Genomic DNA, 26,535 nt, shown 5'->3' with positions numbered 1-26,535 from the left:
GTACAAAGGGGCTGCAAGGGCCCCTTTGACGTGATGCGTTTGGCGTCGTTCGGAATGGCGGATCGCGTTTTCTCGTGCGGACGTGTCGCGTCCGACGCGTCTGAGCGAATGGTCATTGTCCACCCAAAATCTGCCTTTCAGTTCTCGCCGTGTTGAAGGGCAGAATTGGGTCGGCAGCGGAAGTTCGGCGGTCAGTGCCAGCGCGGGCAACCGTCCACCAACTTCGAGCTTCCGGATTCGGCCAGAAGGCGACATTCGCCTCCCTATGTTCATGTGCTCACCATAGGCAGCGGTTGGGATCTGCCCTTCGTTCAATCGGAGGCCTGACGGTGCCGCTTAACTCAAACGTTAGATGCTATGAAGACCATCGCCGCATGCCCAGATTGCATTCAAGAAGCATCAAAGGATGGGAAGCAGCCCAAGTTCAATCCCATAGCTGGCGAACTTGATGACAATGGCATAATTCACGTCACCTGCGACCGAGGACACAGCGGAGTCGTCCTATACAACGCCCGCAGATACGAAGTACTCGTGCGATCAGCCGCTCGTGCAGCGCTCGACGGATATACAAACGAAGTCGTAGCTGTTATGTCCTCGGCACTAGAACGCATATACGAGTTCTACATCCGGGTCTCGTCCCGGGCAAAGGGTACCCCGGAAGAAACGGTTGAGGCGGCTTGGAAAAATGTCGCCGCCCAGTCAGAACGCCAATTTGGTGCATTTCAGTTCCTCTATATGCTTGACCAGAGCCGCCCCTTCAAGCTTGAGCCACGCATTACCGAGACGCGTAACAAAGTGGTCCACCGAGGTAAAATTGTGCGGGAGGCGGAGGCCCTCGAATTTGCCGAAAACGTCTACAGCGTAATCCAACACCTTCAGACAGAGCTTCAATCGAAGTTTCCCCAATTCGTAGCCGAAGAGGTCGAGCGGGAGATGAAAGTCCAGCTGTCGCAAGTTCCAGAGGGTGTTAACCACATCACATTGTCCACCGCCACCGTGAACGTGGACAAGTCTAAGAACGAGGTCACCGGAGTCGTGACCAAGTTCATTGAGCATGTTGCAGCCATACATCAGTCGCGCGAGCGCGGTTTTCCTGCATAGCATCAAAAATTCGTCCGAGTCGACCGCTACTTCGTGATGGTGGTTTTGCTTAAGCGTTAGTTGAATGCCTGCAATGGGTCGGCTTCCGCCGGATGCAGTCCGTTCGACGCCGGCATCCGACAACGGCTCGCCGTCGGGCTGTAGTCGGCCAACATGGGACGGTGGTCCGACGTTCCGACCGGACATTCGAGCGTCGATGACGGGCCCGAAGCGGCCGTCCAATCGATCCCTCAAGTTCCGCACACACTTGCCGTAGAAACGGTGTGATACCAAGCACTAAGCTTTTCCCCAATTATGATGAATGCCGAACTGCTCCTTAGCATCGAAAACGCATTGCTGACTATCGAGCCTATGCTGATCGAGACATGGCCAAACGTACGGAGCATCTATCGTCAGCTACAGTGGTGTCGCGTCCGGATATCTGGCGAGCCATCGGAGCCCAAACAGTGTTGGCGAAACAAAACATAATCTGAGAGTGCAGCGATGCAGAAGACGCTACGGCGAATGAAGTTCCAGCGGGCAAAAACCGCGATCTTGACTCAAGGTGAGCACCAGTCTCTCGCAGATATTATTGCTGCCGATAGAGATGCATTCTCAGGGCTACGCCTAGTGTACGCGTCGGATATCTCAGGAACTCCAATACAATCTGCCCTCGAAGCAACTGGATGCGTGAGCTCTCTTTTTTGTGGTAAGGGGGTACTCGTTTTCTCTGACGAAGTTGAGGCGCAAATGCGTTTTGGACGCGCAGAGGTCCAGTTCGGGGTCAGGGCAATGTTGGACACGAACTTACTGTCGGATCTGCCAAAATTCTTTACCGGCGACGTAATCAGCACCCGAGAGCGAGTGGAAGCCGCTTTGCAGTTCGTGGTCGAAAATCTCGATGGCAACATTGATTGGACATTTGCCTCCCTTGAGAATTTGCGAGAGGCGAACAAAACCAACAACCCATGGCCGTTCTTAAAAGTTGCTGCGGCCCATCATTTTTGCGAGCATGGATTAGCCCCGACCAGTAGAGACGGGTTATTGGAATACATGCCCGTGGCCGAAGCGCAATGGCGGTCGTGGCTGGTCAGCGAAGAATGTTGGCGGCAGATCATAAGGCGTGACCTTTTTTACGCCATCATGCTGTTTTCGATTCGCGAATGCTGGAACGGCAGCGCAGTGAACGCCGCAATGTCGAATCTAGTCGATTTTTGCTTGGAGTCGTTCAACATACTTCCGCTCAAAGAACTCTACTTTGGATGGAAGGCGATCACGGGCATTTACGAACCGGAAGGACGATTGGCCATTTTTGCCGAGCGCGCGCTACGCTCTCCTACCAAAGATTCTCTGAGGCGTATCTCAGCCTTGGCGTGGGACTTGTTTCTCTTTCGTTGGTGTGAGACGTTGATGACAGAACTCAAGGGGACGACGTTCTACATCCCGGCTGTCACGACTCTGGATGAAAATTTGCTCGCCACAATCAAAGCGTGCCCTTTGCGGGCCATTCTCATAGACGATATCGGTGAGGCAGTCGAGGCGATATTTGATGATGAGTTGGACTTTCAGCGATGTTTGCATAATTCGATATCGGACGCTGCCCGTATCAGAATTGATGATCCCGAACGCCAGATAAAATCTGGAAGCGTTTCTAGGGACGACTTGAGTCGAGTGATTCGTTCCCTTGAAGGGGAGATCGCAGACATGGTCAATGCAGCCAAGAGTTCCACTGGGAGCGCGTAAACAGGGAAGGATTGGAGTTCCCTGGATTTCGTGGAGACACCGTTTCAATGTGGTTTTGTTGCTGCTTCGTACTGTACGGGGCTCATGCCGTACTGATGAGAAAGACCGCCTCCGCAGCAATGGATTGCTCACAACGGGGTGCGTACCGTGTGAACGACAGGCACCGGGGCAACGGATGACCGCTCGCCACTCGATAGCTGCCATTCGGTCACCCATGTTGCGGGGGACCGCTTCGGGTCGGCAACAGCCGGCCGCATCCGTCGGTAATCGGCCAGGAGCGGGGGTTCGGCATTGCCGGATGGACCGTCGCCGATCGCCTCTCATTCAAAAAATTCGAACTATGATCTTTCGCTCATTTTTTCGATCGTCCAGCTCAAAGCAAGCAACGGAACAGCTAAACGATCCGGTGCATAGAACCGTCAATTGCAAAAGATTCGACCATCCAGAGTTTCAGATTCAGGTTTCCGATCGAACGATTCCCGCAGTGGACATCGGCTGGCTGCTGCGATTCCTCGAGCAAAGTGTTGCGGGAGGCGAACGATTCCGCGCCGGCGAGACTTTACAAATCGGCTGGATGCTCACGATGCTCGAGGTTGGAAAGGATGATATTTTGCGCATCATGGAGCCCGATATGAAGGCGATTCCAATCGAGTTTATCGACTCCGTCGACAGTACGCTTAAGCACCTGCGCAATCAGAAAGATATCGTCGCGAGCGTTGCGCTCACCCAGGAGCCTGACTTTCCGTCACTTCGGCAAAGCGCAGTGGTACATGTCGATTACAAGAGCGCCAGTAGCGTGCTGCTGACTCGCTACCCGGCTCGAGAAACCGACTCCGGTTGGACGCTCACCGATCTGAATGACGAAGCTGGCTCACAGGACCCATCGCGGTACGTCAAAATTTCACTTTATCAATTGGGCGTTAACAGGCCAGACCTGGTCCAATTCTTAGCCTTGCCATCCGGCATGCAAGTCGTCGTCGCGGGTTCGACCATTCGTGTGAAGGACTCTGATGGCGAAATTCAACCGGTGCCCGGATCGTATCTCGAAGCATTGAATGGGGTCCAACTGCAACGTGTCGATAAGTGACCGCTTTAGGGGACCTCCCCGTCCGCTTCGGGTCGGCAAGCGACGTCCGCGGAATTCTGCGACGCGATTTATTCACGCAGATTTGCCGCACCTGACGGCGTCCGCGCACGAGCATGTCCCAAAGCGGTAACGAACGCAGCGCGGTCGACGCCCGCGTCGCGGGGGACGATGTCGTGAAGCTGATACGTCGCGAGCGGAAGCGCTCGGGTTGAAGGTGAATGCGTCGTTTGCCGACGTGATCCGCAATTATCTCGAAGACAAGCGGCACTGATTCAGCACTTGCACTTGCACGCAAAACCCTCGCATGCCGAACGGTCGCGAGGGTTTTTCATCGGGTCATCGACAGCATATCCGGCGGCCTTTATTTGATGACCTTGCGCCAAAACACAAGATATGCGGCCGCCGAGGATGCGACCAGCAAAATCGCCCACATCGGAGCCAGACTGATCAGAACGGAGGTGACGTTAAGCATTTGGATTCCTCACTAACTTAATAACGACTCTCAACACACATCGGCTTCACGCGGAACCCGCAACCTGGCCAAACATTGCGTCCCGCTTGAACATGCATACATCGTAAATCTGTGAACAGCAGCACACCTGTGGTTTCCTGTCGCACCGCCAATGCGTCAAACGGGCGCACGCACCGCGCACACGCCCGTTACCACACACGAGCTTCACGCCGTGAAGCGCTCGCTCGCGAACTGCGCGTCAGGCACGCCGGCCGCAACAGCAGCAGCCTGCACGCCCCGCACGAGCGCCGGCGGCCCGCACACGTAGATATCCGGCCGCACGCCCGTGCCCGCCAGCGCCGCGCTCAACGCATCCACCGGCGTGCCACGAAACCCCGACCAGTCATCGCGCGGATGCCACACGCAGAGATCCACCTTCAACTGCGGCATGTCGGCCTGCAACTGCTGCAATGCGTCGAGCATGAACAGTTCGCTTTGCCGGTTCACGCCGAAGAACAGCCTTGCGTCGATCATCTCCTGATACTCGGCCATCCGCCGCAGCATCGACAGGATCGGTGCGAGCCCCGTGCCGCCCGCGACGAACCAGCGCGGCCGCAGGCTTTCCGCGAACAGGCCGAAGCCGCCCATCGGCGCGCGCACGGTCAGCGGATCGCCCAGCTGCGCGCGCTCCCGCAGGTATTTCGAGAACCATCCGTCCGGCCGCAGGCGGATCAGGAATTCGAGGCGCCCCTCCCAGTTGCTCGTGTTGGCAAGCGAAAACGGCCGGCGCACGCCGCTGCCCGGCACCTCCAGCTCCGCGAACTGGCCGGCCTCGAACTCCACGGCCGAACCGTTCGCGTCGTCGAGCTCGACCTGCAGCTCGACGCGCATCGTCTGGTCCGCGACCATATCGAGCGCCGCGATCCGCGCGATGCGTACCGGCACCGGCTGCAGCAGCACCTTCGTGTGGTCGTACGGCGCGACGACGCGCAAGTCGCTGCGCGGCGTCGTCCGGCACATCAGGATCGCGCCCGGCTGGCCGGCCGGCAGCGCGTCGATGCCGTGCGCCTGCAAGTCGTAGTCGCCGTCGGCAACCGTGGCGTGACACGCGCCGCAACTGCCGCGCCGGCATTGCGACGGCAGCGTGATGCCGGCCTCGGCGGCCGCCGTGAGCAGATCCTGCCCGTCCTCGCACGCGAAGCCGAACGGCTGCCCGTCGCGCGTCGTGATCTCGATCTGATAGGTCATCCGAAGGATTCCTTCACGACGCGCGTCAAGCGGCCTGGCGCGACAGCGACGCGGCGAGATCGGCGCCGGCCTCCCCGATCGGCTGGATGCCGAACTGCTCGACCAGCACGTCGAGCACGCCCGGCGTGAGGAACGCCGGCAGCGTCGGCCCGAGCCGGATGTTGCGCAGGCCGAGCGCGAGCAGCGTCAGCAGCACCGCCGCCGCCTTCTGCTCGAACCACGAGATCACCAGCGACAACGGCAGGTCGTTCACGCCGCACTCGAACGCATCGGCAAGCGCGGTCGCAATGCGGATCGCCGAGTAGCTGTCGTTGCACTGCCCGATGTCGAGCAGGCGCGGGATGCCGCCGATGTCGCCGAATGCATGCCGGTTGAAGCGGTACTTGTTGCAGCCGAGCGTCATCACGACCGTATCGCCGGGCGCCTGCTCCGCGAATTCCGTGTAGTAGTTGCGGCCCGGCGCGGCGCCGTCGCAGCCGCCGATCAGGAAGAAGTGGCGAATCTGGCCGGCCTTGACCGCGTCGATCACCTTGTCCGCGACGCCGAGCACCGCGTGCCGGCCGAAGCCGACCGTGATGGTCTCTTCCGGCGCCGTCGCCGGGAAGCCGGGCAACGCCCGCGCCGCCTGGATCAGCGTCGAGAAATCGTGGTGCTCGAGATGGCGCACGCCCGGCCAGCCCACCGGCCCCGTCGTGAAGATGCGCTGCCGGTACTGCGGCAACGGCTCGATGATGCAGTTGGACGTCATCAGGATCGGGCCGGGGAAATGCGCGAAGTCGCTCTGCTGGTCCTGCCACGCGCCGCCGTAGTTGCCGGCGAGATGCGGGAACGCCTTGAGCGTCGGGTACGCATGGGCCGGCAGCATTTCGCCGTGCGTGTAGACCTGGATGCCGGTTCCCGCGGTCTGTTCGAGCAGCGCATGCAGGTCGCCGAGATCATGGCCGGACACGAGGATCGCCTTGCCCGCCACCGGCGTCACGCGCACCGACGTGGGCTGCTGCGCGCCGAAGCGGCCGGTGTTCGCGCTGTCGAGCAACTCCATCACCTTCAGGTTCAGCCGGCCCAGTTCGAGCGCCTTCGCCAGCAGCGCGTCGACGTCGGCCGGATCGTGCGCGAGAAAATCAAGCGCCGCCTCGATGCCCGCATACACCTCGTCGCTCTCGTAGCCGAGCACCTGCGCATGATGCGCATACGCGCACACGCCTTTCAGGCCGTAGACCACCAGCGCACGCAGGCCGATGATGTCCGCGCCGACCTTGTCGGCGCCTGCGTCGATGCCGACGTTCGCGGCCTGCTCCAGCATGCCGGCCAGCTCCGCCGCCGGCTGCCACGTTGCCGGCCCCGACAGCGTCGGCAAGGTCGTGCCCGTGTCCCGCGCGACCGCCTCGCACACGCCCTTCACCCGATCGCGGATCTGCGCGGCCTCGCGCAGCAGCGCCACGAAGCGCGCCGCATGAAAGTTCACGTTGGTCAGCGTCGTGAACATCGCGTACAGCACGAACCGGTCGGCCTCGCGGTCGGGCTCGCCCATGCCGCGCGCGAGCGCGCCGTACTGCGCGATGCCCTTCACCGCATGAACCAGCAGGTCCTGCAGGTCGGCCGTCGTCGCGTCCTTGCCGCAATTCCCCTTCGCCGACGCACAGCCGGGCCGCGCACCGGTCCGGTCAGTCTGTTCGCATTGGTAGCAAAACACGGGTTTCTCCTTTTTGATCGTGGGGCACGGGTCGGCGCAGGCGGCGGCGGAACACGCGTTCCGCTCGGCCACGCAGCTCGCCCGCTTCAAGATGCTCTTTTCGTGCATCTTTTTTTATGATGTTCCGTCCGCCGTTTCGATACCCTGACGCCGATCAAGAAACGAGGTGCTGCGTCAACCTGTCTCGGCAGGTGCATCCGGACATTCGATGCCCCAGTCGCCGTACTGATACCAGTCGTCGCCGAGCAGCTCGGCGGGATGCTGGGTACGGCTGGAGCCGTTGCCGCAACGCATCGACCGGGTCGGGCAGTAGTTGTCGCAGCCCCAGCAAATTCTTTCCGGGTGAACGGGATGCAGCGGAAATTTCTTGGCCATGATTCGACGTCGCCTCTGCGGGTACGACATCGACTCTAGTGCGCGCTCGACGGCCGGCGCTGCGACATTCTTTCGCACCGCTGCCGACGCGAAGCCGATTGAACAGGCATTCCACAACCGATCGGCTGCTTGTTGATTCCCGTCAGGTAAATGCCATGGCCGACGGCGATACGATGAATCGTCGCGCAAAACAATAACTTCCCACACGTAATGAAATCATCGACAAGCAGTCGGATTCGGACCTTCGTCAAAGCGGCCGCATCGATCGCCGCGCTGTTGCACATGCTGTTGTTCTTCATCCCGGCCACGGCGTCGGCCGCCCCGCAGTCCGGCGACGCCGAGCTGCTGAACAAAGGCGCGTACGTCGCGCGCATCGCCGACTGCGTCGCGTGCCATACCGCGCCGAACGGCCGGCCCCTCGCGGGCGGCCTGTCGATGAGCACGCCGTTCGGCGCCGTCCATTCGACCAACATCACGCCCGACGACGCGACCGGCATCGGCCGCTATACGTTCGAGCAATTCGACCGGGCGATGCGCAAGGGCATCGCGGCCGACGGCCATCACCTGTATCCGGCGATGCCCTACCCGTCGTTCGCGAAGTTCAGCGACGACGACATGCGCGCCCTCTTCGCGTACCTGAAACAGGGTGTCGCGCCGGTCAGGCAGGAGAACAAGCCGCTCGGCATCAAATGGCCGTTCAACCAGCGCTGGGGGCTCGCGCTGTGGAATGCGCTGTTCGTCGACGACACGCCCTACCGGCCCAACCCCGCCAGGGACGCGACCTGGAACCGCGGCGCCTACCTGACCCAGGGCCCGGGGCATTGCGGCGCGTGTCATACGCCGCGCGGCCTCGCGTTCCAGGAAAAGGCCATGTCCGAGGCGGGCGGCAACGGGCCGCTCTATCTCTCCGGCGCGACGGTCGAGTCGTGGCGGGCCGTCAATCTGCGCGCGCTGTGGCCCGTCGAGGATTTCGTCACGTTCCTCAAGACCGGCAGGAATCGCTATGCGATCGCCAGCGGCGGCATGACGGATGTCGTTCACCACAGTACGCAGTACATCAGCGACGCGGACCTCACCTCGATGGGCGTCTATCTGCAATCGCTGCCGAACCTGACGGCCGACCGGCGAAGCGCCGAAGCGCCGATGCGCGGCGAACCGGCGGGCAGCGCGCCCGACGCGTTGTATGCGTCGAAGGGCGGTCTCGGCTACGCGCAGTTCTGCATCGGCTGCCATCAGGCCGACGGCGGCGGGTTCTCGCCGGTGTTTCCGCCGTTGTCCCGCAATCCCGCCGTGCTGTCGAAGGACCCGGCCTCGCTGATTCACGTCGTGCTGACCGGATGGACGTCGCCGCGCACCGGCGCCCATCCGCGCGTCTACACGATGCCGGCGTTCAACCTGCTCTCCAACCAGGAGCTGGCCGAGATCCTGACGTTCGTCCGTTCTGCGTGGGGCGACCGCGAGGATCCGATCCTGGCGTCGGACGTCGCCCGGATGCGCCGGACGCTGGCGATCGGCAACGGCGATGCGTCGTCGTTCCCCACCCCGCGCTTCGCGACGCTGCTCGACCAGCCGAACGCCGCGCAACTGATCAGGGGCATGCGCCTGAATCTCGACACGAAAGCGCTGCTGCCGAACCACGTCGGCGCGTCGCTCAACTGCGCGAGCTGCCACCTGAACAGCGGCACCGTCGCGCTCGCGTCGCCGTACCTCGGCCTGTCCGCCCAGTTCCCGAGCTATGCGCCGCGTGCCGGCAAGGTGCTGTCGCTGGCGGAGCGCATCAACGGCTGCTTCCGGCGCTCGATGAACGGCACGCCGCTGCCGGTCGATTCGGACGACATGAAGGCGATGGTCGCGTACTTCGACTGGATGCAGAACGGCGCGCACCCGAAGGACAAGCTTCCGGGGCGCGGGGTCGGCAAGATCGACACCGCGCTGCAGCCTGACCTGACGCACGGCAAGGCGGTGTACGCCGCGCAATGCGCGTCGTGCCACGGCGCGGACGGCGCCGGCACGCGACGCGCCGACGGCACGCCGATCTATCCGCCGCTGTGGGGCGACCAGTCGTTCAACATCGGGGCCGGCATGGCGCGCCTTTACACCGCCGCGGCGTTCGTGAAGCACAACATGTCGATCGGCTCGCACAATCGCTTCCCGCTCGGGCAAGGCGGGTTGAGCGATCAGGATGCGGTCGACGTTGCCGCGTGGTTCACGACGCAGCCGCGCCCGGATTTCCCGGACAAGATCCACGACTGGCCGAAGGGCGGCAAGCCCAAGGATGCGCGGTATTGACCGGCGTCGACGGCGGCGGGACGGGACGAAGGCGCTAAATTGCTTCCGTCACCTTTTCGTCAGCGGGTGTAACCTGACGTAACCCAACCCTGACGGGCGTTCAGGCAGACTGTCCGCAGTCCATTGCCCCGTCTGCCGCCCGACCGACCATGTCCGCCTACGAGTATGCTGCCGGCCTGCTCCGTACGCTCTACGACCGCCACATCGACAGTGGCGCGGTGCTCGACGCCGCCGCCTTTCCGGACGCCGAGCGCTTCGTCCGCGCGTGGCCGGCCATCCGCGCGGAAGCGCTCGCGGTCGCGCGCGACCTGCCGCGCATCCCGCGCTTTCACGAGATCATGCGCGAGCAGCGCGACATCTCCGCGAACGATGCGCGCGACTGGCGGATGTTCATCATGCAGGCATACGGGCAGCCGTTTCCGCGCAACCTGTCGCGCTGCCCGACCGTCGCGTCGCTGGTCGCCGCGTCGCCGGACGTGCTGTCCGCGTCGCTGTCGTTCCTCGCGCCGGGCAAGCACGTCCCGCCGCATCGCGGCCCGTTTCGCGGCATCCTGCGCGGCTATCTCGTGCTGTCGATGCCCAGGCGCGCGGACGGCTCGCCCGCCGCGGTGCTGAAGATCGATGGCCGCGAATACCGGCTCGAAGAAGGCCGCTTCCTGCTGTGGGACGACACGTTCGAGCACGAGGTGTGGAACGACAGCGGCGAAGTGCGGATCGTGCTGCTGCTCGACATCCGCCGGCGCGGGATGCCGCGCGCGCTGACGTGGCTGTCGAATGCGGTGATCGGTGTCGTGCGGCTCGGGATACGGATACGGGGCGGGTCGATTCCGGTCTAGCGGCGCTGACACGCATCGGACAACGAAGCCTTCGTTACGCCGGCTTCGATCGATCTTCGTGCGCGAGGCGCGTCAGGATCGCCTCGAGCGCGCGAATCTTCGGTTGCGTCGCGCGCGGCGACGGATAGACGAGAAAGTAACCCAGACCGTTCGGCACGACCTCGCCGAACGGCGCCACCAGCGTTCCGGCTTCGAGCCGGTCCCTCGCCATCCGCGGATCGCCGATGGCCACGCCATGCCCCTGCTCCGCCGCCGTGAGCGTCAGTTCGAGGGTATCGAATACGAGCCCGGCAGCCGGGTCGATCTGCGTCGCGCCGAGCGCACCGAGCCAGCATCGCCATTCGTCCCGGCCGCGTCCGGGATGAAGCAGATGCGCGTGCGCGAGGTCGGCGACCGACCTGAGCGACGCGGCCAATCCGCTTGTGCACATCGGCGTAAGAGACTCCTCGAACAACGGAATCGACACCATCCCTGCCCAGTTCCCGGCGCCGCGCACGACGATCGCATCGACGTCGGCCTCGGTGAAATCCGGCGTGTCGTCCGCCGACGTATGGATACGCAGCTCGGTGCGCGCAAGCGCCTGATTGATCGCCGGGAGCCGTGGCAGCAGCCAGCGGATCGCGAAGGTGGACGGCAACCGCAGCGTGAGAATCGGCGCGGATCGGGCATGAACGTCCGCATGACGGGCCAGTTGCGTGAGGACGTTGACGGCCACCGTCAGCAATGCGTCGCCTTCCGCGGTCAGCGTCAGCCCCGACGCGTGACGCACGAACAGCGCACACCGGTAATGCGCTTCCAGTTGCTGCACCTGACGGCTCACCGCACCCTGGGTCCGGCACAAATGGTCGGCGGCCTTGCTGATGCTGCCGAGTTGCGCGGCCGCGACGAACGCCTGGTACGCCGTCAACGGAGGCAGCGAACGTGTGAGATCGGCCAGTGGGTATGCATGCGGCGCATGCCCGGATTGCGGATTTTTCGATGGTTCGGTCATCGGTGCATCGCTATCGTGGTTGCGGCGGCGTCGTGTTGGCGCTTGCGGCCGGCTTTTAAACAATCAGCGGAGAATGATGATGGATTCGTCGTCGGAGGCACTATACACGCGGCAGGTGGATACTTACCTGAAGGCGCTGGAGCGCGGCGATACCGCTGCGATCTGCGCGCTGTTCACACCGGACGCGCAGATTTTTTCGCCGTTTCTCGGTTGGATGGAACCTGGGCCCTTCTTTGAAAAGGTCGAGTCGGCGTCGGGGCAGAGCAGGATCACGCCGATCGACATCTGCGTCAGCGCGACCGGCGCGCGTCGGGCAACCGGTTACTTTGTCTACGACTGGGGACTGAAGGACGGTGCCGCGGTTCGATTCGAATGCGTCGACGTATTCGAATTCGACGACAGCGGACTCATCGAGCGCATGGTCATCGTCTACGACACGCATCCGGTGCGCAGTACGGTCGGCGACAAATACGCGTAGCCGGGCCTCGGCGTAACAAATCGATGCTTCACACGCCATGCGCCGGCGAACCGCGTCGCGTCATCCGCGCGATCGCCGCGCGCGTCTGCGCGAGTTCGTCGTCCAGCCAGTCGAGAAACCGCCTGACTTGCGGCTGCCGCTCGCGTCCCGGCCGGCACAGCGCGACATAGCGCGTGCCCGCGAGCCGCACCGACGGCTCGATCGGCGTCAACGCGCCCCGCTCGACGTGCTCGGCCACCAGCACCGAACTGGCGAGCACGACACCCTGCCCGTGCAGCACAGCCTGCAACGCGTAGTGTTCGTCGTCGTAATGCCGGAACACCGCGCGCTGCAGCCACTCGGCCCTGCCGGCCGCCCGGCACCACGACGGCCAGTCGACCGGCAGCGGCACGGCGCTCTCCCAGGCGATCTCGATCAGGTCCAGCCGCCCATCCGGGCGGTTCGCGTCGAAGCCGGGCGCCGCATACGCGCCGAAATACTCGTCGATCAGTTCGTGCTGGAACAACGCCGGGAAGTCGCGCGCGCTCGCGCGGATCGCGAGGTCCACGCGCGCGTCGCGTTCGAGATCGACGAGCGCGTTGCCGGTCTCGACCTTGATGTGCAGCGACGGATCGGCCTGCTGGAAGCGGCCGAGACGCGGAATCAGCCACATCGACGCAAACGCCGGTGTCGTGGTCAGCACGAGCGTGCGTTCGGCCGGCTCGGGCCGCACCGCGTCGAGCCCGCGGCTCAGCGCGAGCAGCGCGTCGTGGCACGCGCGGAACAGGCGCTCGCCGTCGCCGGTCAGCCGCACGCCGCCCGGGTCGCGCTCGAACAGCAGCACGCCGAGCCGGCTTTCCAGCGACTTGATCTGGTGTGAGACCGCGGCGGGCGTCACCGACAGTTCCTGCGCGGCGGCCTTGAACGTGCCGAGGCGCGCCGACGATTCGAATACACGCAACGCGGTCAGGGGGATTTTCGAGAACACGGGCTGGGCAAGCCGGACGCGATCCGGGTTGAGTTCGATTCAATCCGGTTGAGATTAGGTGAATTGAACCCGGCGCGCAACGCGCCTAGTCTGGCGAGGCGTCGCGGCATCGCGCCGCGCCACTTTTTCGTCGGAACGGAGACGCGCCGTGCAAGGCCTACCCCGCAAGATCACGCAGGCAATCCTCTACGAGGCGATCGCGATCGCCTGCATCTCGCCCGCGATTGCCGCGCTCTTCGGGGAAGGTCTCGTTTACTCGGGCACGCTGTCGGCAACGATGTCCGCAATCGCGCTGCTGTGGAACATGGTCTACAACTCGCTGTTCGAGCGGTGGGAAGCAACGCGCGTACAGCGCGCCCGGACGCTCGGGCGCCGCGTCATCCATGCATGCGGATTCGAAGGCGGGCTGATCTTCATCCTGGTGCCGGTCGTCGCGTGGTGGTTGAAGATCTCGTGGTTCGACGCGTTCCTCGTCGACCTTGGGTTGTTCGCGTTCTTCTTCTGTTATGCGTTCGTGTTCCAGTGGGCGTTCGATCGGGTGTTCGACGTGCCGGCGGCGACGAAGGAGGTGTGAACTGCAAGCAACGACGAGACAGCTTCACGTTCAACTATACGGAGAAAAGCCCCGCCAAAGCGGGGCCGCAGTCATGGCGAATTATCTAATCGCCTTTGTTGTCGGTGTGACACGTGGATCGTTACAAAGCCGCTCGCAACTTCCAGCACAGATAGGAACGAGTGTTACGCTGATCTGATTTAACTCCTTCTTCCCATTCATCGAAACATCTGGCTTCTTGATGATTCTCGTATCCACCCAAATATTGCCTTCTTTGATACCGAGCTGAACGAGATAGTCTTTCAGCAATTTTGCACGCTCAACCGCCAAAGCATTGGGATTATGCTCCAACACATAGCCACCCGCATACACAATCCCTCTGATTTCGACGTCAGGCCATTTCCTCGCACTCAAAACCATGTCGACGATTTTCAACCGATCCTCATTAGAAATCGATACCGAATTAATTGGCAAGCTACTTTCCATATCCTCGGAAATCGTGCAGGCGCCAGCATGACACGAAACAAAAAATACCCACAACGATAGAGCGAGTTTCAGCAACACCGAATTTCTATTTTTCATGGATGCACTTAATCATTGAATCCGATATAACATGCAATACTGTCGGCATTCCGAATTGCCTGATCTGGATTAGATTGCGCCCAAAACGAGAGACCAACAGAAACGCCGTACATGTCATCGGTTGAATCAAAAACATCGGTATAGTGGGTGCATTCGTGAATGAGAGTCAGAACCTGACATCCTCGCCAAAAATGATCTCGCGGCGACGTGCAAAAATGCGAGTAGATTGCGATAATTCGTCGATGCGAATCTGGCTTACACACAGCAGCATCAGTACTCCCATTATCGGGAACAACTTCACAAGTAATGTTTCGTTGCTTCTGCTCATCCCATCGAATGATATTTTCCGGCTTTAGTTCCTGCATAGCCCGCAAGAGCTTCGGCAACCCCTGATGCATTGCGGCGCGAGTCGAATCACCTGATCGACCAAACCATCTCTTCGCGCGCGCCTGCTCATTTTTATCCCATTTTGCTACGGCGTCGATGCGCTTCCGAATCAATAACACCGCGTCATCTCGCGATTTTACTATCGACTCGCGAAATTCTTTATTGGTCATATTCGAACATATTGGCGCCATGTTTACGGCAACCGGAACCTTTGAACCCGGCGTCGTGTTCGTTGTGGCCGAATTGTGAACCAGTTCGTAATCGTCGTCACGAGGCATTTTCGTCTCTCACAATTTCAAGGTGAAGCGACTCGGCGTCAGTTGTCCTAATGCGTTGCGTGTAGCCCGTGGCATCCGTGACGCCATCGAATACCTGGCCGGATGCGGTACGAATGCGATAACGCACACGGGCCAACGGTTCGCCCGTGTCTACGTCACTCAACACATATTGCTCGTCATGCGTGCCGTGGTCGACGACGGACGAGCGCGTGGCGCTTCGACTTTGTCCCGTCAACGTCGCCGTCTCCTCGCCTGTGAAGACCATGCGCATGTTGCGCTCTGCGTGAAAGATCGGCGGCGGATTGCAACCACACACGTTGATGTCGCCGCTCAGCGCCCACGGCTTGCCATTTGGGCCTGTACCGGGCAGGCGCGGCCCCTTGGGCGCGATGAACCCTGCCTGTTTGCAGGCTGTGCAGTAGGTTTTCATGTAGAGCGTCGCAATATGCACGCGCGGCGGCGGATTAGAACAAGTGACGTGTTCCAATCCTTCCGTGATCGTCGCGCTGCCGCCACGATCGCCCTTGGCAAGGAAATAGCGGATCATGAGCCCTTCCCTTGGCGCACAACAGTCGAACGCTTCACCACCGTAAAGGTGCAGGCGGATACAAGACCCTCACGCTCCGGGCTGTCGGTAACGGTATCGCCGTTGTCCAGTTCGCTACCGACGAAAGCCAGTGGCTCGAAGTCTCCGTTATCCGCCAGCCCAAGGCCGCTTACGATTCGTGCGGTCGAGCCGTCTGCATAGTGAACTTGATTACCCACGACACCAGCCTTGCCGAGCCGAGTACCTGTATCCCACTTGCCGGTAGCCTCGCGTAGTACGCCACCGCGCGCGGTCGTTGCCCCTCGTACCGCCAGCCGATAGCGCGGCGGCGAAGGTGGCGGCACATAAGTCGCTTCGAACAGTCCCTCGACTGTTTCCTCTGCCTGAACCGGAATTCCCCATAACCGCTGAAGCGTTTCGACGATACGGTCGCCGTTGCTCAATCGGCTGCCGACTAGCGCAAACGGCTTGTTGCCGGAAACCGCGTAATTGCCCGCACCGTCCGTAATAACGGCCTCGCTGCCATCCTCGTAGGTCACGACATCGCCGACGCGGGCAACGGCAAGCCCGGCGATAGTCAAGCTACCGGTTGCCTCGGTCACTCGACCGCCGCGTTCTGTGAGTGCGCCGATGGTAGCGAAAAGATAAGTCGGCGCCGTCTGTTCGTTCTTCATCCGGATTTCCTTTCTCGACGAATTGGTGAGGATTGCTCCGCACAAAATTTGCGTGAACGAGAAAGAAGAATCAATCTGACGAATACGAAATTCGCAACACTAATTTTTATTGACCGTTTCAGCCGGCATGCTGATCCTGGTCTTACGCGTGACGTTCGGGACGATGCAAGATTCCGACTACCGAACCAGCATGCGCAATTTGCGAATGGAAATCACGCCAAGATCCCCAAAAAAGCAAAACGGCCTTCCCGCTTCAAGCGAGAAGGCCGCCGTCCGTGCGCGCGTCAACCGCGCGCACCGCACACCATGCGTCAATGCACCCCGAGATACGCCTTAACCGCCGGCAGCCCCGGCTTGCCGTCGATCGTCGTCACGCCCGCGAGCCACTTGTCGAGCGCCTGCGGGTTCGCCTTCAACCATGCGGCCGCAGCCTTGTTCGGCTCCTCCTTGTTCATGATCGGCACCATCACGTGGTTCTCGATCGACGTCGTGAACTGCAGGTTCGACACGAACTTCGCGACGTTCGGGCAGCGCTGGGCGTAGTCGGGCGGCGTCGCCGTCAGCACTTTCGCCTCGCCGTAGTTCGGGCCGAACACGTCGTCGCCGCCGGTCAGGTAGTCGATCTTCATCTGCACGTTCATCGGATGCGGCTCCCAGCCGAGGAACACGATCCACTGCTTGTCGCGGATCGCGCGGTTCACCTCGACCAGCATCCCGGCCTCGCTCGACTCGACCAGCTTGAACTTGCCGAGCCCGAACTGGTTGCCGTCGATCATCTTCTTGATCAGCGCATTGCCGTCGTTGCCGGGCTCGATCCCGTAGATCTTGCCGTTCAGCTTGTCCGCGAACTTCTGGATGTCCGCGAACGATTTCAGCCCGCCCTGGTACACGTAGTCGGGCACCGCGAGCGTGTATTTCGCGCCAGTCAGGTTCGGCGTCGCAAGCACCTTGATCGTGCCGGCCTTCGTGAACGGCTGGATGATCGGGTCCATCGTCGGCGACCAGTAGCCGAGGAACACGTCGATCTGCTTGCTCTTGATCCCCGCGAACGTGATCGGCACCGATGCGATCGTCTTGGTCGGCGTGTAGCCGAGGCCCTGCAGCATCGTCGATGCAAGGCCGGTCGTCGCGGCGATGTCGGACCAGCCGACGTCCGCGAAGCGCACGTTCTTGCATACCGGCGGATCGGCCGCATACACGGCCGTTGCCGGCGCGGCGGCGATCCCGACACCACATGCCGCTGCGATCAGTAGTCGCTTCATCTTTCTTCTCCTCAAAGTGTTGTCGTTCGCGTGAAATCCGGGATCGTGAATGGAAGCCGTGCGCCGCGATCCCGGCGGCGCACGGGCCGTATGGGGCGGCGCCGTTCAGCGCCCCGGCAGCCGGCGCTCGACGCTCGGCGCATGACCGAACTGCGCGCGGTACGCCTTGCTGAAATGGCACGGCGAATGGAATCCGCAGACCGTCGTCACGCGCGCGATCGTCGCGTCGGTCGTGCGCAGCAGGTCGCGCGCGCGCTTCAGGCGCAGCGTCAGGTAATAGTGGGTCGGCGACACGTTCAGGTAGACCTTGAACATCCGCTGCAGATGCCGCTGCGAAAGCCGCACGAGCCGCGCGAGCTCGTCGAGCGACAGCGGCTCCTCGATGTTCGCCTCCATCAGCCGCACGACCTCGATCAGCTCCGCGCGCGAGAAGCCGACGCGCGCGTCCACCGGAATCGGCTGCGGATCGGTCGCGCTGCGGATGCGCTCGAGGATGAACTGTTCGGACACCTGCGCGGCGAGCTGCTGCCCGAAGCGCGCGCCGACGAGGTTCAGCATCAGGTCGAGCGGCGCGGTGCCGCCGGTGCAGGTCAGGCGGTCGCGATCGACGACGAACAGCTCGTCGGCGAAACGCACCTGCGGGAACTCCGCATGCAGCGACGACAGGTTTTCCCAATGGACGGTGCAGCGGTAGCCGTCGAGCAGCCCGCTCGACATCAGCGCGTACGCGCCGGTGCAGATGCCGCCGAGCGGCAGGCCGCGCTCGGCGAGCCAGCCGAGCGTCGCGCGCGCGTCCTCGTCGACCACGTCGCGGATGCGGATGCCGCCGCAGACGATCATCACGTCGGGCAAGCGTTCCGGGTCGAGCGCCTGCGTCGGCCGCACCGCGATGCCGTTGCTCGCGTGCACCGGCGCGCCGTCGAGCGAATAGATCGACCACTGGTAGTGATCGGCGCGCCCGACGTAATTCGCCATGCGCAGGACTTCGACCGCGCTCGAGAACGCGATCATCGAAAAATTCGGCAGCGTCAGAAAGCCGAAATGCGCGAGGGACGAAACCGGTGAAACGCAGGCGGCGGGCGCCAGGGCGGCAGCGGCGGCGGCAGACGTCACATCGCTCTCCTAACGGGCAGGTTGCAGGCAGCCGGCGCCGTGGCGTCGCCACGGCAGCCGATGCGAAACACGGAGAAGGCGGCCGGGATTGTCGACGACAAGGCGCCGGCCGCCGGTCGATCAGGCCTGCGCGGGGGCGGCCTTGACGCGGAACAGCTGCTTGAGGCCCGCGAACAGCGGCGCCTTCACGGTGCCGGGCGCGCGGCCGAAGCTCTCGGTGATGCGGTCGAGGATGATCGCGAGCAGCACGACCGACAGGCCGCTTTCGAAGCCCAGGCCGATGTCGAGACGCTGGATGCTGGCGAGCACGTCGTTGCCGAGGCCGCCCGCGCCGACCATCGACGCGATGATCACCATCGACAGCGCCATCATGATCGTCTGGTTCACGCCCTGCATGATCGACGGCAGCGCATTCGGGAACTGCACCTTGTAGAGCAGCTGCCACGGCGTGCAGCCGAACGCCTGGCCCGCTTCGACGATCTCGCGGTTCACGTGGCGGATGCCGAGGCTCGTGAGGCGCACGGCCGGCGGCATCGCGAAGATCACCGTCGACAGGATCCCCGGCACGCGGCCGAGACCGAACAGCATCGCGGCCGGAATCAGGTAGACGAAGGCCGGCATCGTCTGCATCAGGTCGAGGATCGGACGCACGGTCGCGGCGACCCACTTGCTCTTCGCGGCCCAGATGCCGAGCGGGATGCCGAGCACGAGGCTGATGATCGTCGACGACAGCGTGAGGCCGAGCGTGATGACGGTCTGATCCCAGAAGCCCGTCGCGAAGATCAGGAGCAGCGACGCGGTGGTGAACAGCGCGAAGCGCCAGCCGACGCGCCACAACCCGACGCCGATGAAGATCGCCATCATCATCCACATCGGGATCGCCTGCAGACTGTGCTCGACGAATGCCGCGAGGCCCTCGATCGCTCGACCGATCGCATCGAACGTCTGCGCGTCGTGATCGAGCAGGTAGTGAACGGACTGGTCGACCCAGGTACCGAGCGGAATCATTTCAGACATGGGAGCCTCGCGAACGCGTGATGGCCTTCAGGATGAGCGCACGATCGACCGAGCCGCAATAGCAGCCGTCGTCGTCGACGACGGGCAATGCATTCGGGTTCGCGACCACGCGCGCGACGACATGTTCAAGCGACGCATCGCGCCGGATGCTCTCGATCGGCCGCACCGACGGCGTGGCCTGACCGATCGCATCACGCGTGACGAAGCCGCGGATCTTGCGTTCGGCGTCGAGCACGAACGCGTATTCGGCACTGCCGTTCAGCGTCGCCGCGACGTTCGCGGCATCGCACTTCGACACGATCGGCACGGCGCCCGTCTGCATCAGGTCGCCGGCGGTGAGGTAGCGGCTGGTGTCGATGCCGTCGAAGAACGCGCGCACGTAGTCGTCGGCCGGGTTCGCGATGATGTCCTGCGGCGTGCCGACCTGCACGAGGCGCCCGCCCTCCATGATCGCGATCCGGTTGCCGATGCGCAGCGCTTCCTCCAGATCGTGCGACACGAACATGATCGTGCGGCGCTGCTCTTTCTGCAGCTGCAGCAGCACATCCTGCATTTCCCTGCGCTTGAGCGGATCGAGCGCGGAGAACGCCTCGTCCATGATCATCAGCGACGGGTTCACGGCGAGCGCGCGTGCGAGGCCGACGCGCTGCTGCATGCCGCCCGACAGCTCGGACGGCAGCTTGTGCGAAAACGGTGCGAGGCCAACCTGCTCGAGCACTTCCATCGCGCGCCGTTCGCGCTCCTTCTTGCCGACGCCCGCGACCTCGAGGCCGAACGCGGCGTTCGACACCACGGTGCGATGCGGCATCAGCGCGAACGACTGGAACACCATGCTCATGTCCTTGCGGCGCAGCGCGGTGAGTGCCGAGCGGCGCGCCGACGCGACGTCGAGGCCGTCGATCATCACCTTGCCCGCGCTCGGATCGACCAGCCGGTTCACGAGGCGGATCAGCGTGGATTTGCCGGAGCCGGACAGGCCCATCAGCACAAAAATTTCGCCTTCCTGCACGTCGAACGATACGTTGTGCACGCCGACGACCTGGCCCGTGCGCTTGAGTACTTCGTCCTTCGTCGCTCCGGCGGCGAGCATGTCGAGCGCCTGCTGCGGGTTGCTTCCAAATACCTTGCACAGACCTTCGACCACGACCTTGGGGGCATCCATCGAAACCTTCTCCTCGTGTAGCGGGGACTCACGCGTGTCACAGCGTGCCTACATAGTTGCCAGAAAAAACCCCGACCTGCCGACGAATTACGACAAACGCTTGCGCAAATACGACACGAGGGAAAATCGGCGTCCGGCCGCGCCGGGTGAGGCCGTGCGGCCGGCGCGGCCGGTTTGCGGCGGCGCAAAACCCGTATCGCCATGACTGGCGGACATCGCGAGTAAAACTTGTGCGGAGCAACGTGCCGCGGATTCGGCGGCGGGCGGGCGCGAAATTGCCTCAGCCGCGCGTCGCTTTCGGACAAATCCGCGTCCGATCGGGCTGGATTGGTTCGTGCCGCACCGGGCTGGTGCGCGACGGCGAGCCGGCAGGCGTCACAACGAGATCGTCCGAAAAGCGAATGCCCGTGCGGAAACCGGCGCGCCAGCCGAGTCCGATTGCGCCGACTACCGACGTTCACCCGCAACATGCTTCGGGTTCCTTCCGGTCGACACACGCTTCTTTACGACGTCTTTATCCGGCGCACGCAATTCTTTCGACGCCCGCAATGCGCGACTGCGTACAGTCGATGCCATCGGGACAACACTGCGCAGACATGCAGGAAACACCCTCGTCGGGCAAGCGACCGGTCACGCGCAAACGCGCGGTTTCGTCACTGAATGCCCTTGTCGTCGCGGCCGCCCTTTCGCTGTCGGCCGTCGCATTGCCCGCCAGCGCCGACAATGCGGCGCAGGTCTCGTCCGTCGCTGCCGCCGGCCCCATTGCCGGCAGCGCGCCTGACGCGCCGTTCGTCCCCGCGCTCGACGCGATCGCCGCGACGCTGCGCGACCGCTTCCACGTTGCGTACGCCGAGGCGCGCACCATCGCGCATGCGGTGCAGGCCGAATCGGAACGTTACGGACTTGCGCCGGCGCTGCTGCTCGCGATCATCGCGGTCGAATCGAGCTTCGACCGCCATGCGGTCAGCGGCGCGGGCGCGCGCGGGCTCATGCAGGTGCTGCCCGGGTCGCATCGCGATCTCGTCGCGCACGTGAAGGACCTGTCCGATCCCGCGACCAACGTGCGGATCGGCGCGGCGATCTTCCGCGGCTATCTCGACGACGAGGACGGCGACGTCGAAGCCGCGCTCGTGCGCTACAACGGCGGCACGAAACGCTACGCGCAGCGCGTCGTGCTGCGCGTGCAGCAGTTCGATGCGCAGTTGCGCCGGACCGCAGGCGAGCCGCGCACGGCCGACAATCCGTGACTGTCCGGACGTCACGACGCCCGCGCGGTTTCGTCGCCGTTTCGTGCTACGCGCTGCCGACCAGCCGATAGCCGATGCCCGCCTCCGTCACGATATGCTCGGGCCGGCGCGGAGCGCGTTCGAAAACGCCGGATGAACCGGTCGTCGTCCACGACGGCCGGCTCGCTCATGCCCACCCGCACGCCACCAGCACCATGTCGATCAGCTTGATGAACGGGAACGGCAGCAGCACGCCGCCGAGGCCGTAGATCAGCAGGTTGCGGCGCAGCAGCGGCGCGGCGCCGAGCGGCCTGTAGCGCACGCCCTTCAGCGCGAGCGGAATCAGCGCGACGATGATCAGCGCGTTGAAGATCACCGCCGACAGGATCGCGGACGACGGCGACGCCAGATGCATCACGTCGAGCACGCGCAGTTGCGGATAGGTGGTCGCGAACGCGGCCGGGATGATCGCGAAATACTTCGCGATGTCGTTCGCGATCGAGAACGTCGTCAGCGAGCCGCGCGTCATCAGCATCTGCTTGCCGATCTCGACGATCTCGATCAGCTTGGTCGGGTTCGAGTCGAGGTCGACCATGTTCCCGGCTTCCTTCGCCGCCTGCGTGCCGCTGTTCATCGCGACTGCGACGTCCGCCTGCGCGAGCGCCGGCGCATCGTTGGTGCCGTCGCCCGTCATCGCGACCAGCCGCCCCGCCGCCTGGTGCTCGCGGATCGTCGTCAGCTTGGCTTCCGGCGTCGCTTCCGCAAGAAAATCGTCGACGCCGGCCTCCGCCGCGATCGCCGCCGCGGTCAGCCGGTTGTCGCCCGTCACCATCACGGTCTTGATGCCCATCTTGCGCAGCTCCGCGAAGCGCTCCTTGATGCCGCCCTTCACGATGTCCTTCAGCTCGATCACGCCGAGCACGCGCGCCGCGCCGCCGCGCAGCTCCGCGACCACGAGCGGCGTGCTGCCGCGCCGCGCGACGTCGGTCACGAGCGCGTCCACTTCATGCGCGACGCGCCCGCCGTGGGCCTCCACGTAATGCCTGACCGCATCGGCCGCGCCCTTGCGAATCTCGCGGCCCGGCAAATCGACGCCGCTCATCCGCGTCTGCGCGCTGAACGACAGGAACACCGCATGGAGCGCCTGCATGTCGCGCTCGCGCAGGTTGAAGCGCTGCTTGGCCAGCACGACGATGCTGCGGCCCTCCGGCGTCTCGTCGGCGAGCGACGACAGCTGCGCGGCATCCGCAAGCGCCTCTTCCGTCACGCCCGGCCCGGGCATGAACGCCGACGCCTGGCGGTTGCCGAGCGTGATCGTGCCGGTCTTGTCGAGCAGCAGCACGTCGACGTCGCCGGCCGCTTCCACCGCGCGGCCCGAGGTCGCGATCACGTTCGCCTGCATCATCCGGCTCATGCCGGCCACGCCGATCGCGGACAGCAGGCCGCCGATCGTCGTCGGGATCAGGCACACGAGCAGCGCGACCAGCGCGGTGATCGTCACCACGTGCCCCGCCTTCATTGCTTCCACCGAGAACATCGAGAACGGCAGCAGCGTCGCGGTCGCGAGCAGCATCACGATCGTCAGCGCGACCAGCAGGATCGTCAGCGCGATCTCGTTCGGCGTCTTCTGGCGCTTCGCGCCCTCGACCATCGCGATCATCCGGTCGAGGAATGCCTCGCCCGGGTTCGCGGTGACCTCGACGACGATCCAGTCGGACAACACGCGCGTACCGCCCGTCACCGACGAAAAGTCGCCGCCCGACTCGCGGATCACCGGCGCGGATTCGCCGGTGATCGCCGATTCGTCGACCGACGCGACGCCTTCGATCACCTCGCCGTCGGCCGGGATCACGTCGCCGGTCTCGACGAGCACGAAATCGCCGCGACGCAGGTCGGTGGAACCCATCACCTCGACGGCGGCCTGTGCGCGCGGCGCCGCGAGCTTCTTCGCGACGACGTTGTGCTTCGCGCTGCGCAGCGATGCGGCCTGCGCCTTCGAGCGGCCTTCGGCGAGCGCCTCCGCGAAGTTCGCGAACAGCACCGTGAACCACAGCCACAGCGCGATCGCAACGATGAAGCCGGCCGGCGCCTCGGCCTGGCCGACGAGCGCTGCGATCCAGAGGAGCGTCGTCAGGATGCTGCCGACGTACACGCAGAACATCACCGGGTTGCGGAACTGCGTGCGCGGCGTGAGCTTGCGGAACGCATCGGCAAGCGCCGGCCGCACGATCGCGGGATCGAACATCGAGCGCGCGGCAGTGCGAGCCTGACCGAGATTGTCGGGACGATGACCGGTCGTTGGAGCAAGGGACATGGCGATCTCCTCGTGCCGCGACAACGCGCGCGGCATCCGATTCCACATCAACCATCCTAGACAGGCCCGCGTGAAAATCGCGGTAAAGGCGTCAGCCGAAACGTAAAGATCGCGTAAATGCGGACGCGGGCAGACGCGCCGGCGCTTACTTCAACGCGATGCGCCCATGCAGCCGCGCACGCCACGGCGACGAACGCCAACTGGCCGCACCCGCGGCGCGGCGCGCCGCCATCCGTGCGCACGGGCGGGCCCGCATGCCGTCCCGGGCCATCGCGGCGACGCGCGACGGCAGTATGCGGGCGATGCGCCGCACGGCCGCCATGCGCACCGCCATCCGCGACGCGGGCGACACCCGCCGCGCCGGCATCGCGACCGGCCGCTTGCACAGAATCGCGCTGTCGTAGCGCTTGCCGGCGAACCGTACGGCGTCGACGATCTCGAACCCCTGCGAGCGATAGAACGCGAGCAGGTGCGATGCCGGCTGCGGCGTGTCGAGCGCAAGCAGCGCATAGCCGCGCGTCGCGGCCCATTGCTCGGCGAACGACAGCAGCATCGCGCCGACGCCGCAGCCCTGCCAGCCGGGATCGACCGCGACCTGCCGCACGCTCGCGACAGTGTCGCGGCGGTACAGCGAGCAGGCCGACGCCGGATCGGTCGCATACAGCGTCATCGTGCCGATCACGCAGCCGCCGCTGACCGCGACGAAACACTCGCCTGCTTCCGCGCGCCGCCGCGTGACGTCTTCGTTCTGGTCGACGCAGGTGCAGTTCAATCCCATTGCGCCGAGTCGCGCGAATGCACGGTGCAGCATGTCGGTGAGCCGCGCATAGCCGTCGAACACAGGATCGAAACGCCGCACGACGACGCGCTCGGCGCGTGGCGCCGGCAGCGTGACGTGCAAGCGCTCGATGACTTCGTCCGAGGGTGTCGACATGGCTTGGCTCCTTCGCTTCGGGTGCCCGAAGTCTATGAGCGGCGGCTTTTCCGTCGCAAGAAAAAATGTCGTAAAAGTTGCGCCGCGCGTGGTCGTCACTTGTTGAATTATCCAGACGATTGAACATCCATTTTCACGTTTTCACTAACTTGAAAATTGATATTCACTCGACCATACTTCACACGTCCCGTTATCCCGCTACCCAGGCTAGCCATCCCTCCCCGTGAGCCACAACGAGCCGCCCGGCGCGATCGAGCGCATTCACCACGCATCCGCGACCGCATCCGACGCGCTGAAGCCCGTCGCGCGATGGCTGGCGTCCCATTCGCTCGACGCTGCAACGCTCACGATCGAGGAAGTCGCGCAAGCGTGCGGCGGCTCCGTCGCCAGCGTCAACCGGTTCGCGAAGCACGCCGGATATCGCGGGTTTTCGGAGCTGAAGGCGGACCTTGCCGCGGTCGTGCGGCAAGCGCTGCAACCGGTCGAGAAACTGGCGGCGCAGGCAACGCAAGAAGGGATCGGCGCGTGGCTCGCGGATCACCAGCGCAATCTTGCCGCGATGGATTCGTCGCTTCAAACGGAGCGGCTGGCCCAGGTGGTGACGCGCATCGTCGCGAGCAACGCCGTGTATTGCCTCGGGCTCGGCCTGAGCACCTATCTGACCGGCTTGCTTGCAGACACGCTGATGCCGTATCACCGGCGGGTCGTGTGGGCCGCCGCCGGAGGCGGCAGCGAGCAAGCCGCCCGGCACATGACGCGCGTCGGCGCCGGCGACACGCTGATCGCGATCTCGCTGCCCCGCTATTCGCGTGACACGGTCGAGCTTGCGCGCTTTGCGCGCGAACGCGGCGCTTTCGTCGTCGCGCTGACCGACAACCCGACCGCGCCGCTCGCCGCCGCGGCCGACGCCGTCCTGCTGGCGCCGGCCGAGCATCGCGTGCTGTCGTCGAGTTCGGTGGCCATGGTGGCGCTCGTCGAAACGCTGGCATCGGAAGTGCTGAAAGCGACACCGCAGACGCAAGCCGTCGCGGCCGCGTTGTCGCAAACCGTTCTGCCGTATCTCGTGTTCGACACCACGGCTTCGACGCCGGCGCAAGCGGAAGCCGACGGGACGCACGACAACACGACCAGGGACGTTGGCCGCCCGCGTGGCGCAGCCGCTCCCGGCGCACCTCGCAAGACACGCAACCCTTCGTGACCTTGCGAGCGTCGCCATCATTCCATTCAGCAGTTCGGGTATTCGAGGAG

At 63.8% G+C, this 26,535-nt stretch carries 23 protein-coding genes and 1 pseudogene; 9 read left to right on the top strand and 15 right to left on the bottom strand.

Annotation, left to right across the window (positions count from 1 at the left end; translation table 11 throughout):
• Positions 1-357 precede the first annotated feature (357 nt).
• From HWX31_RS21815 to HWX31_RS21805, 3 genes are all read left to right on the top strand, one after another.
• Positions 358-1,101 (top strand): hypothetical protein, encoded by a 744-nt coding sequence (locus tag HWX31_RS21815; RefSeq protein WP_157378853.1) that lies wholly within the window; start codon positions 358-360, stop codon positions 1,099-1,101.
• Positions 1,102-1,584: 483 nt separating this feature from the next.
• The gene (locus HWX31_RS21810; protein ID WP_174964513.1) at positions 1,585-2,823 is read left to right on the top strand and encodes a hypothetical protein; all 1,239 of its coding nucleotides are present in this window, start codon (positions 1,585-1,587) and stop codon (positions 2,821-2,823) included.
• Between the two features lie 484 nt (positions 2,824-3,307).
• Complete coding sequence (locus tag HWX31_RS21805) at positions 3,308-3,910, top strand: immunity protein Imm33 domain-containing protein (protein ID WP_244143799.1); 603 nt, start codon at positions 3,308-3,310, stop codon at positions 3,908-3,910.
• A gap of 676 nt (positions 3,911-4,586) precedes the next feature.
• Here HWX31_RS21805 and HWX31_RS21800 read toward each other — a convergent pair.
• The 3 genes from HWX31_RS21800 to HWX31_RS21790 form a co-directional block, all read right to left on the bottom strand.
• Positions 4,587-5,609: a 2Fe-2S iron-sulfur cluster-binding protein gene (locus HWX31_RS21800; protein ID WP_174964512.1), complete on the bottom strand. Its 1,023-nt coding sequence runs from the start codon at positions 5,607-5,609 to the stop codon at positions 4,587-4,589.
• Between the two features lie 25 nt (positions 5,610-5,634).
• On the bottom strand, positions 5,635-7,302 hold the full coding sequence (gene hcp, locus HWX31_RS21795) for a hydroxylamine reductase (RefSeq protein ID WP_174964511.1): 1,668 nt from the start codon (positions 7,300-7,302) through the stop codon (positions 5,635-5,637).
• A gap of 174 nt (positions 7,303-7,476) precedes the next feature.
• Entirely contained in the window at positions 7,477-7,677 is a 201-nt protein-coding gene (locus tag HWX31_RS21790) for a DUF3079 domain-containing protein (RefSeq protein WP_095404014.1), read from the bottom strand.
• 282 nt (positions 7,678-7,959) lie between these two features.
• Between HWX31_RS21790 and HWX31_RS21785 the strand changes: the two genes are divergently transcribed.
• The gene (locus tag HWX31_RS21785; RefSeq protein WP_415494148.1) at positions 7,960-9,966 is read left to right on the top strand and encodes a c-type cytochrome; all 2,007 of its coding nucleotides are present in this window, start codon (positions 7,960-7,962) and stop codon (positions 9,964-9,966) included.
• A gap of 149 nt (positions 9,967-10,115) precedes the next feature.
• Complete coding sequence (locus HWX31_RS21780; protein ID WP_174964509.1) at positions 10,116-10,802, top strand: aspartyl/asparaginyl beta-hydroxylase domain-containing protein; 687 nt, start codon at positions 10,116-10,118, stop codon at positions 10,800-10,802.
• 34 nt (positions 10,803-10,836) lie between these two features.
• Here the strand turns inward: HWX31_RS21780 and HWX31_RS21775 are convergent, their stop codons facing one another.
• On the bottom strand, positions 10,837-11,793 hold the full coding sequence (locus tag HWX31_RS21775) for a LysR substrate-binding domain-containing protein (protein ID WP_174964508.1): 957 nt from the start codon (positions 11,791-11,793) through the stop codon (positions 10,837-10,839).
• A 79-nt stretch (positions 11,794-11,872) separates the two neighbouring features.
• Between HWX31_RS21775 and HWX31_RS21770 the strand changes: the two genes are divergently transcribed.
• A complete protein-coding gene (locus HWX31_RS21770) occupies positions 11,873-12,271 on the top strand; it encodes a nuclear transport factor 2 family protein (protein ID WP_174964507.1) in 399 nt (132 codons plus the stop codon).
• A 28-nt stretch (positions 12,272-12,299) separates the two neighbouring features.
• Here HWX31_RS21770 and HWX31_RS21765 read toward each other — a convergent pair whose 3' ends face one another.
• Positions 12,300-13,238: a LysR substrate-binding domain-containing protein gene (locus HWX31_RS21765; protein ID WP_174964506.1), complete on the bottom strand. Its 939-nt coding sequence runs from the start codon at positions 13,236-13,238 to the stop codon at positions 12,300-12,302.
• A gap of 148 nt (positions 13,239-13,386) precedes the next feature.
• Between HWX31_RS21765 and HWX31_RS21760 the strand changes: the two genes are divergently transcribed.
• Positions 13,387-13,812 (top strand): PACE efflux transporter, encoded by a 426-nt coding sequence (locus tag HWX31_RS21760; RefSeq protein ID WP_174964505.1) that lies wholly within the window; start codon positions 13,387-13,389, stop codon positions 13,810-13,812.
• A gap of 81 nt (positions 13,813-13,893) precedes the next feature.
• On the opposite strand, the gene HWX31_RS21755 is transcribed toward HWX31_RS21760, so the two are convergent.
• From HWX31_RS21755 to HWX31_RS21720, 8 genes and pseudogenes are all read right to left on the bottom strand, one after another.
• Positions 13,894-14,373 carry a hypothetical protein gene (locus tag HWX31_RS21755; protein WP_174964504.1) on the bottom strand — a complete coding sequence of 160 codons (480 nt, stop codon included), beginning with the start codon at positions 14,371-14,373 and terminating at the stop codon, positions 13,894-13,896.
• A gap of 8 nt (positions 14,374-14,381) precedes the next feature.
• On the bottom strand, positions 14,382-15,038 hold the full coding sequence (locus HWX31_RS21750) for a M35 family metalloendopeptidase (protein WP_080401537.1): 657 nt from the start codon (positions 15,036-15,038) through the stop codon (positions 14,382-14,384).
• Positions 15,028-15,585, bottom strand: coding sequence for a PAAR domain-containing protein (locus HWX31_RS21745; protein WP_059857050.1), 558 nt, complete (start codon positions 15,583-15,585; stop codon positions 15,028-15,030). Before HWX31_RS21745 ends, HWX31_RS21750 begins: the two co-directional genes overlap by 11 nt.
• Positions 15,582-16,259, bottom strand: a complete 678-nt coding sequence (locus HWX31_RS21740; RefSeq protein ID WP_174964503.1) for a PAAR domain-containing protein — start codon at positions 16,257-16,259, stop codon at positions 15,582-15,584. Before HWX31_RS21740 ends, HWX31_RS21745 begins: the two co-directional genes overlap by 4 nt.
• A gap of 311 nt (positions 16,260-16,570) precedes the next feature.
• Positions 16,571-17,521, bottom strand: coding sequence for a choline ABC transporter substrate-binding protein (locus tag HWX31_RS21735; protein ID WP_042588605.1), 951 nt, complete (start codon positions 17,519-17,521; stop codon positions 16,571-16,573).
• Between the two features lie 105 nt (positions 17,522-17,626).
• On the bottom strand, positions 17,627-18,634 hold the full coding sequence (locus HWX31_RS21730; protein WP_059611058.1) for a GlxA family transcriptional regulator: 1,008 nt from the start codon (positions 18,632-18,634) through the stop codon (positions 17,627-17,629).
• A gap of 120 nt (positions 18,635-18,754) precedes the next feature.
• Positions 18,755-19,651, bottom strand: a complete 897-nt coding sequence (gene choW / locus HWX31_RS21725) for a choline ABC transporter permease subunit (RefSeq protein WP_174964502.1) — start codon at positions 19,649-19,651, stop codon at positions 18,755-18,757.
• Positions 19,644-20,932, bottom strand: a pseudogene (locus HWX31_RS21720) (quaternary amine ABC transporter ATP-binding protein); the annotation flags it as partial. The gene choW and the pseudogene HWX31_RS21720, both read right to left, overlap by 8 nt.
• A 477-nt stretch (positions 20,933-21,409) precedes the next feature.
• Here HWX31_RS21720 and HWX31_RS21715 point away from each other — a divergent pair.
• A complete protein-coding gene (locus tag HWX31_RS21715; protein ID WP_174964501.1) occupies positions 21,410-22,060 on the top strand; it encodes a lytic transglycosylase domain-containing protein in 651 nt (216 codons plus the stop codon).
• A 166-nt stretch (positions 22,061-22,226) separates the two neighbouring features.
• Here HWX31_RS21715 and kdpB read toward each other — a convergent pair whose 3' ends face one another.
• Both kdpB and HWX31_RS21705 read right to left on the bottom strand, forming a co-directional pair.
• Positions 22,227-24,284, bottom strand: coding sequence for a potassium-transporting ATPase subunit KdpB (gene kdpB, locus HWX31_RS21710; protein ID WP_174964536.1), 2,058 nt, complete (start codon positions 24,282-24,284; stop codon positions 22,227-22,229).
• 214 nt (positions 24,285-24,498) lie between these two features.
• A complete protein-coding gene (locus tag HWX31_RS21705; protein WP_174964500.1) occupies positions 24,499-25,287 on the bottom strand; it encodes a GNAT family N-acetyltransferase in 789 nt (262 codons plus the stop codon).
• 223 nt (positions 25,288-25,510) lie between these two features.
• On the opposite strand from HWX31_RS21705, the gene HWX31_RS21700 reads away from it, so the two are divergent.
• Positions 25,511-26,485 carry a MurR/RpiR family transcriptional regulator gene (locus HWX31_RS21700; RefSeq protein WP_174964499.1) on the top strand — a complete coding sequence of 325 codons (975 nt, stop codon included), beginning with the start codon at positions 25,511-25,513 and terminating at the stop codon, positions 26,483-26,485.
• Positions 26,486-26,535 lie beyond the last annotated feature (50 nt).

The sequence above is a fragment of the Burkholderia ubonensis genome, from assembly GCF_902833085.1.
Classification (GTDB): Bacteria; Pseudomonadota; Gammaproteobacteria; order Burkholderiales; family Burkholderiaceae; genus Burkholderia; species Burkholderia ubonensis.
Note: the sequence above shows the minus strand (reverse complement) of the source record. Positions and strands in the feature narration are given on the sequence as shown.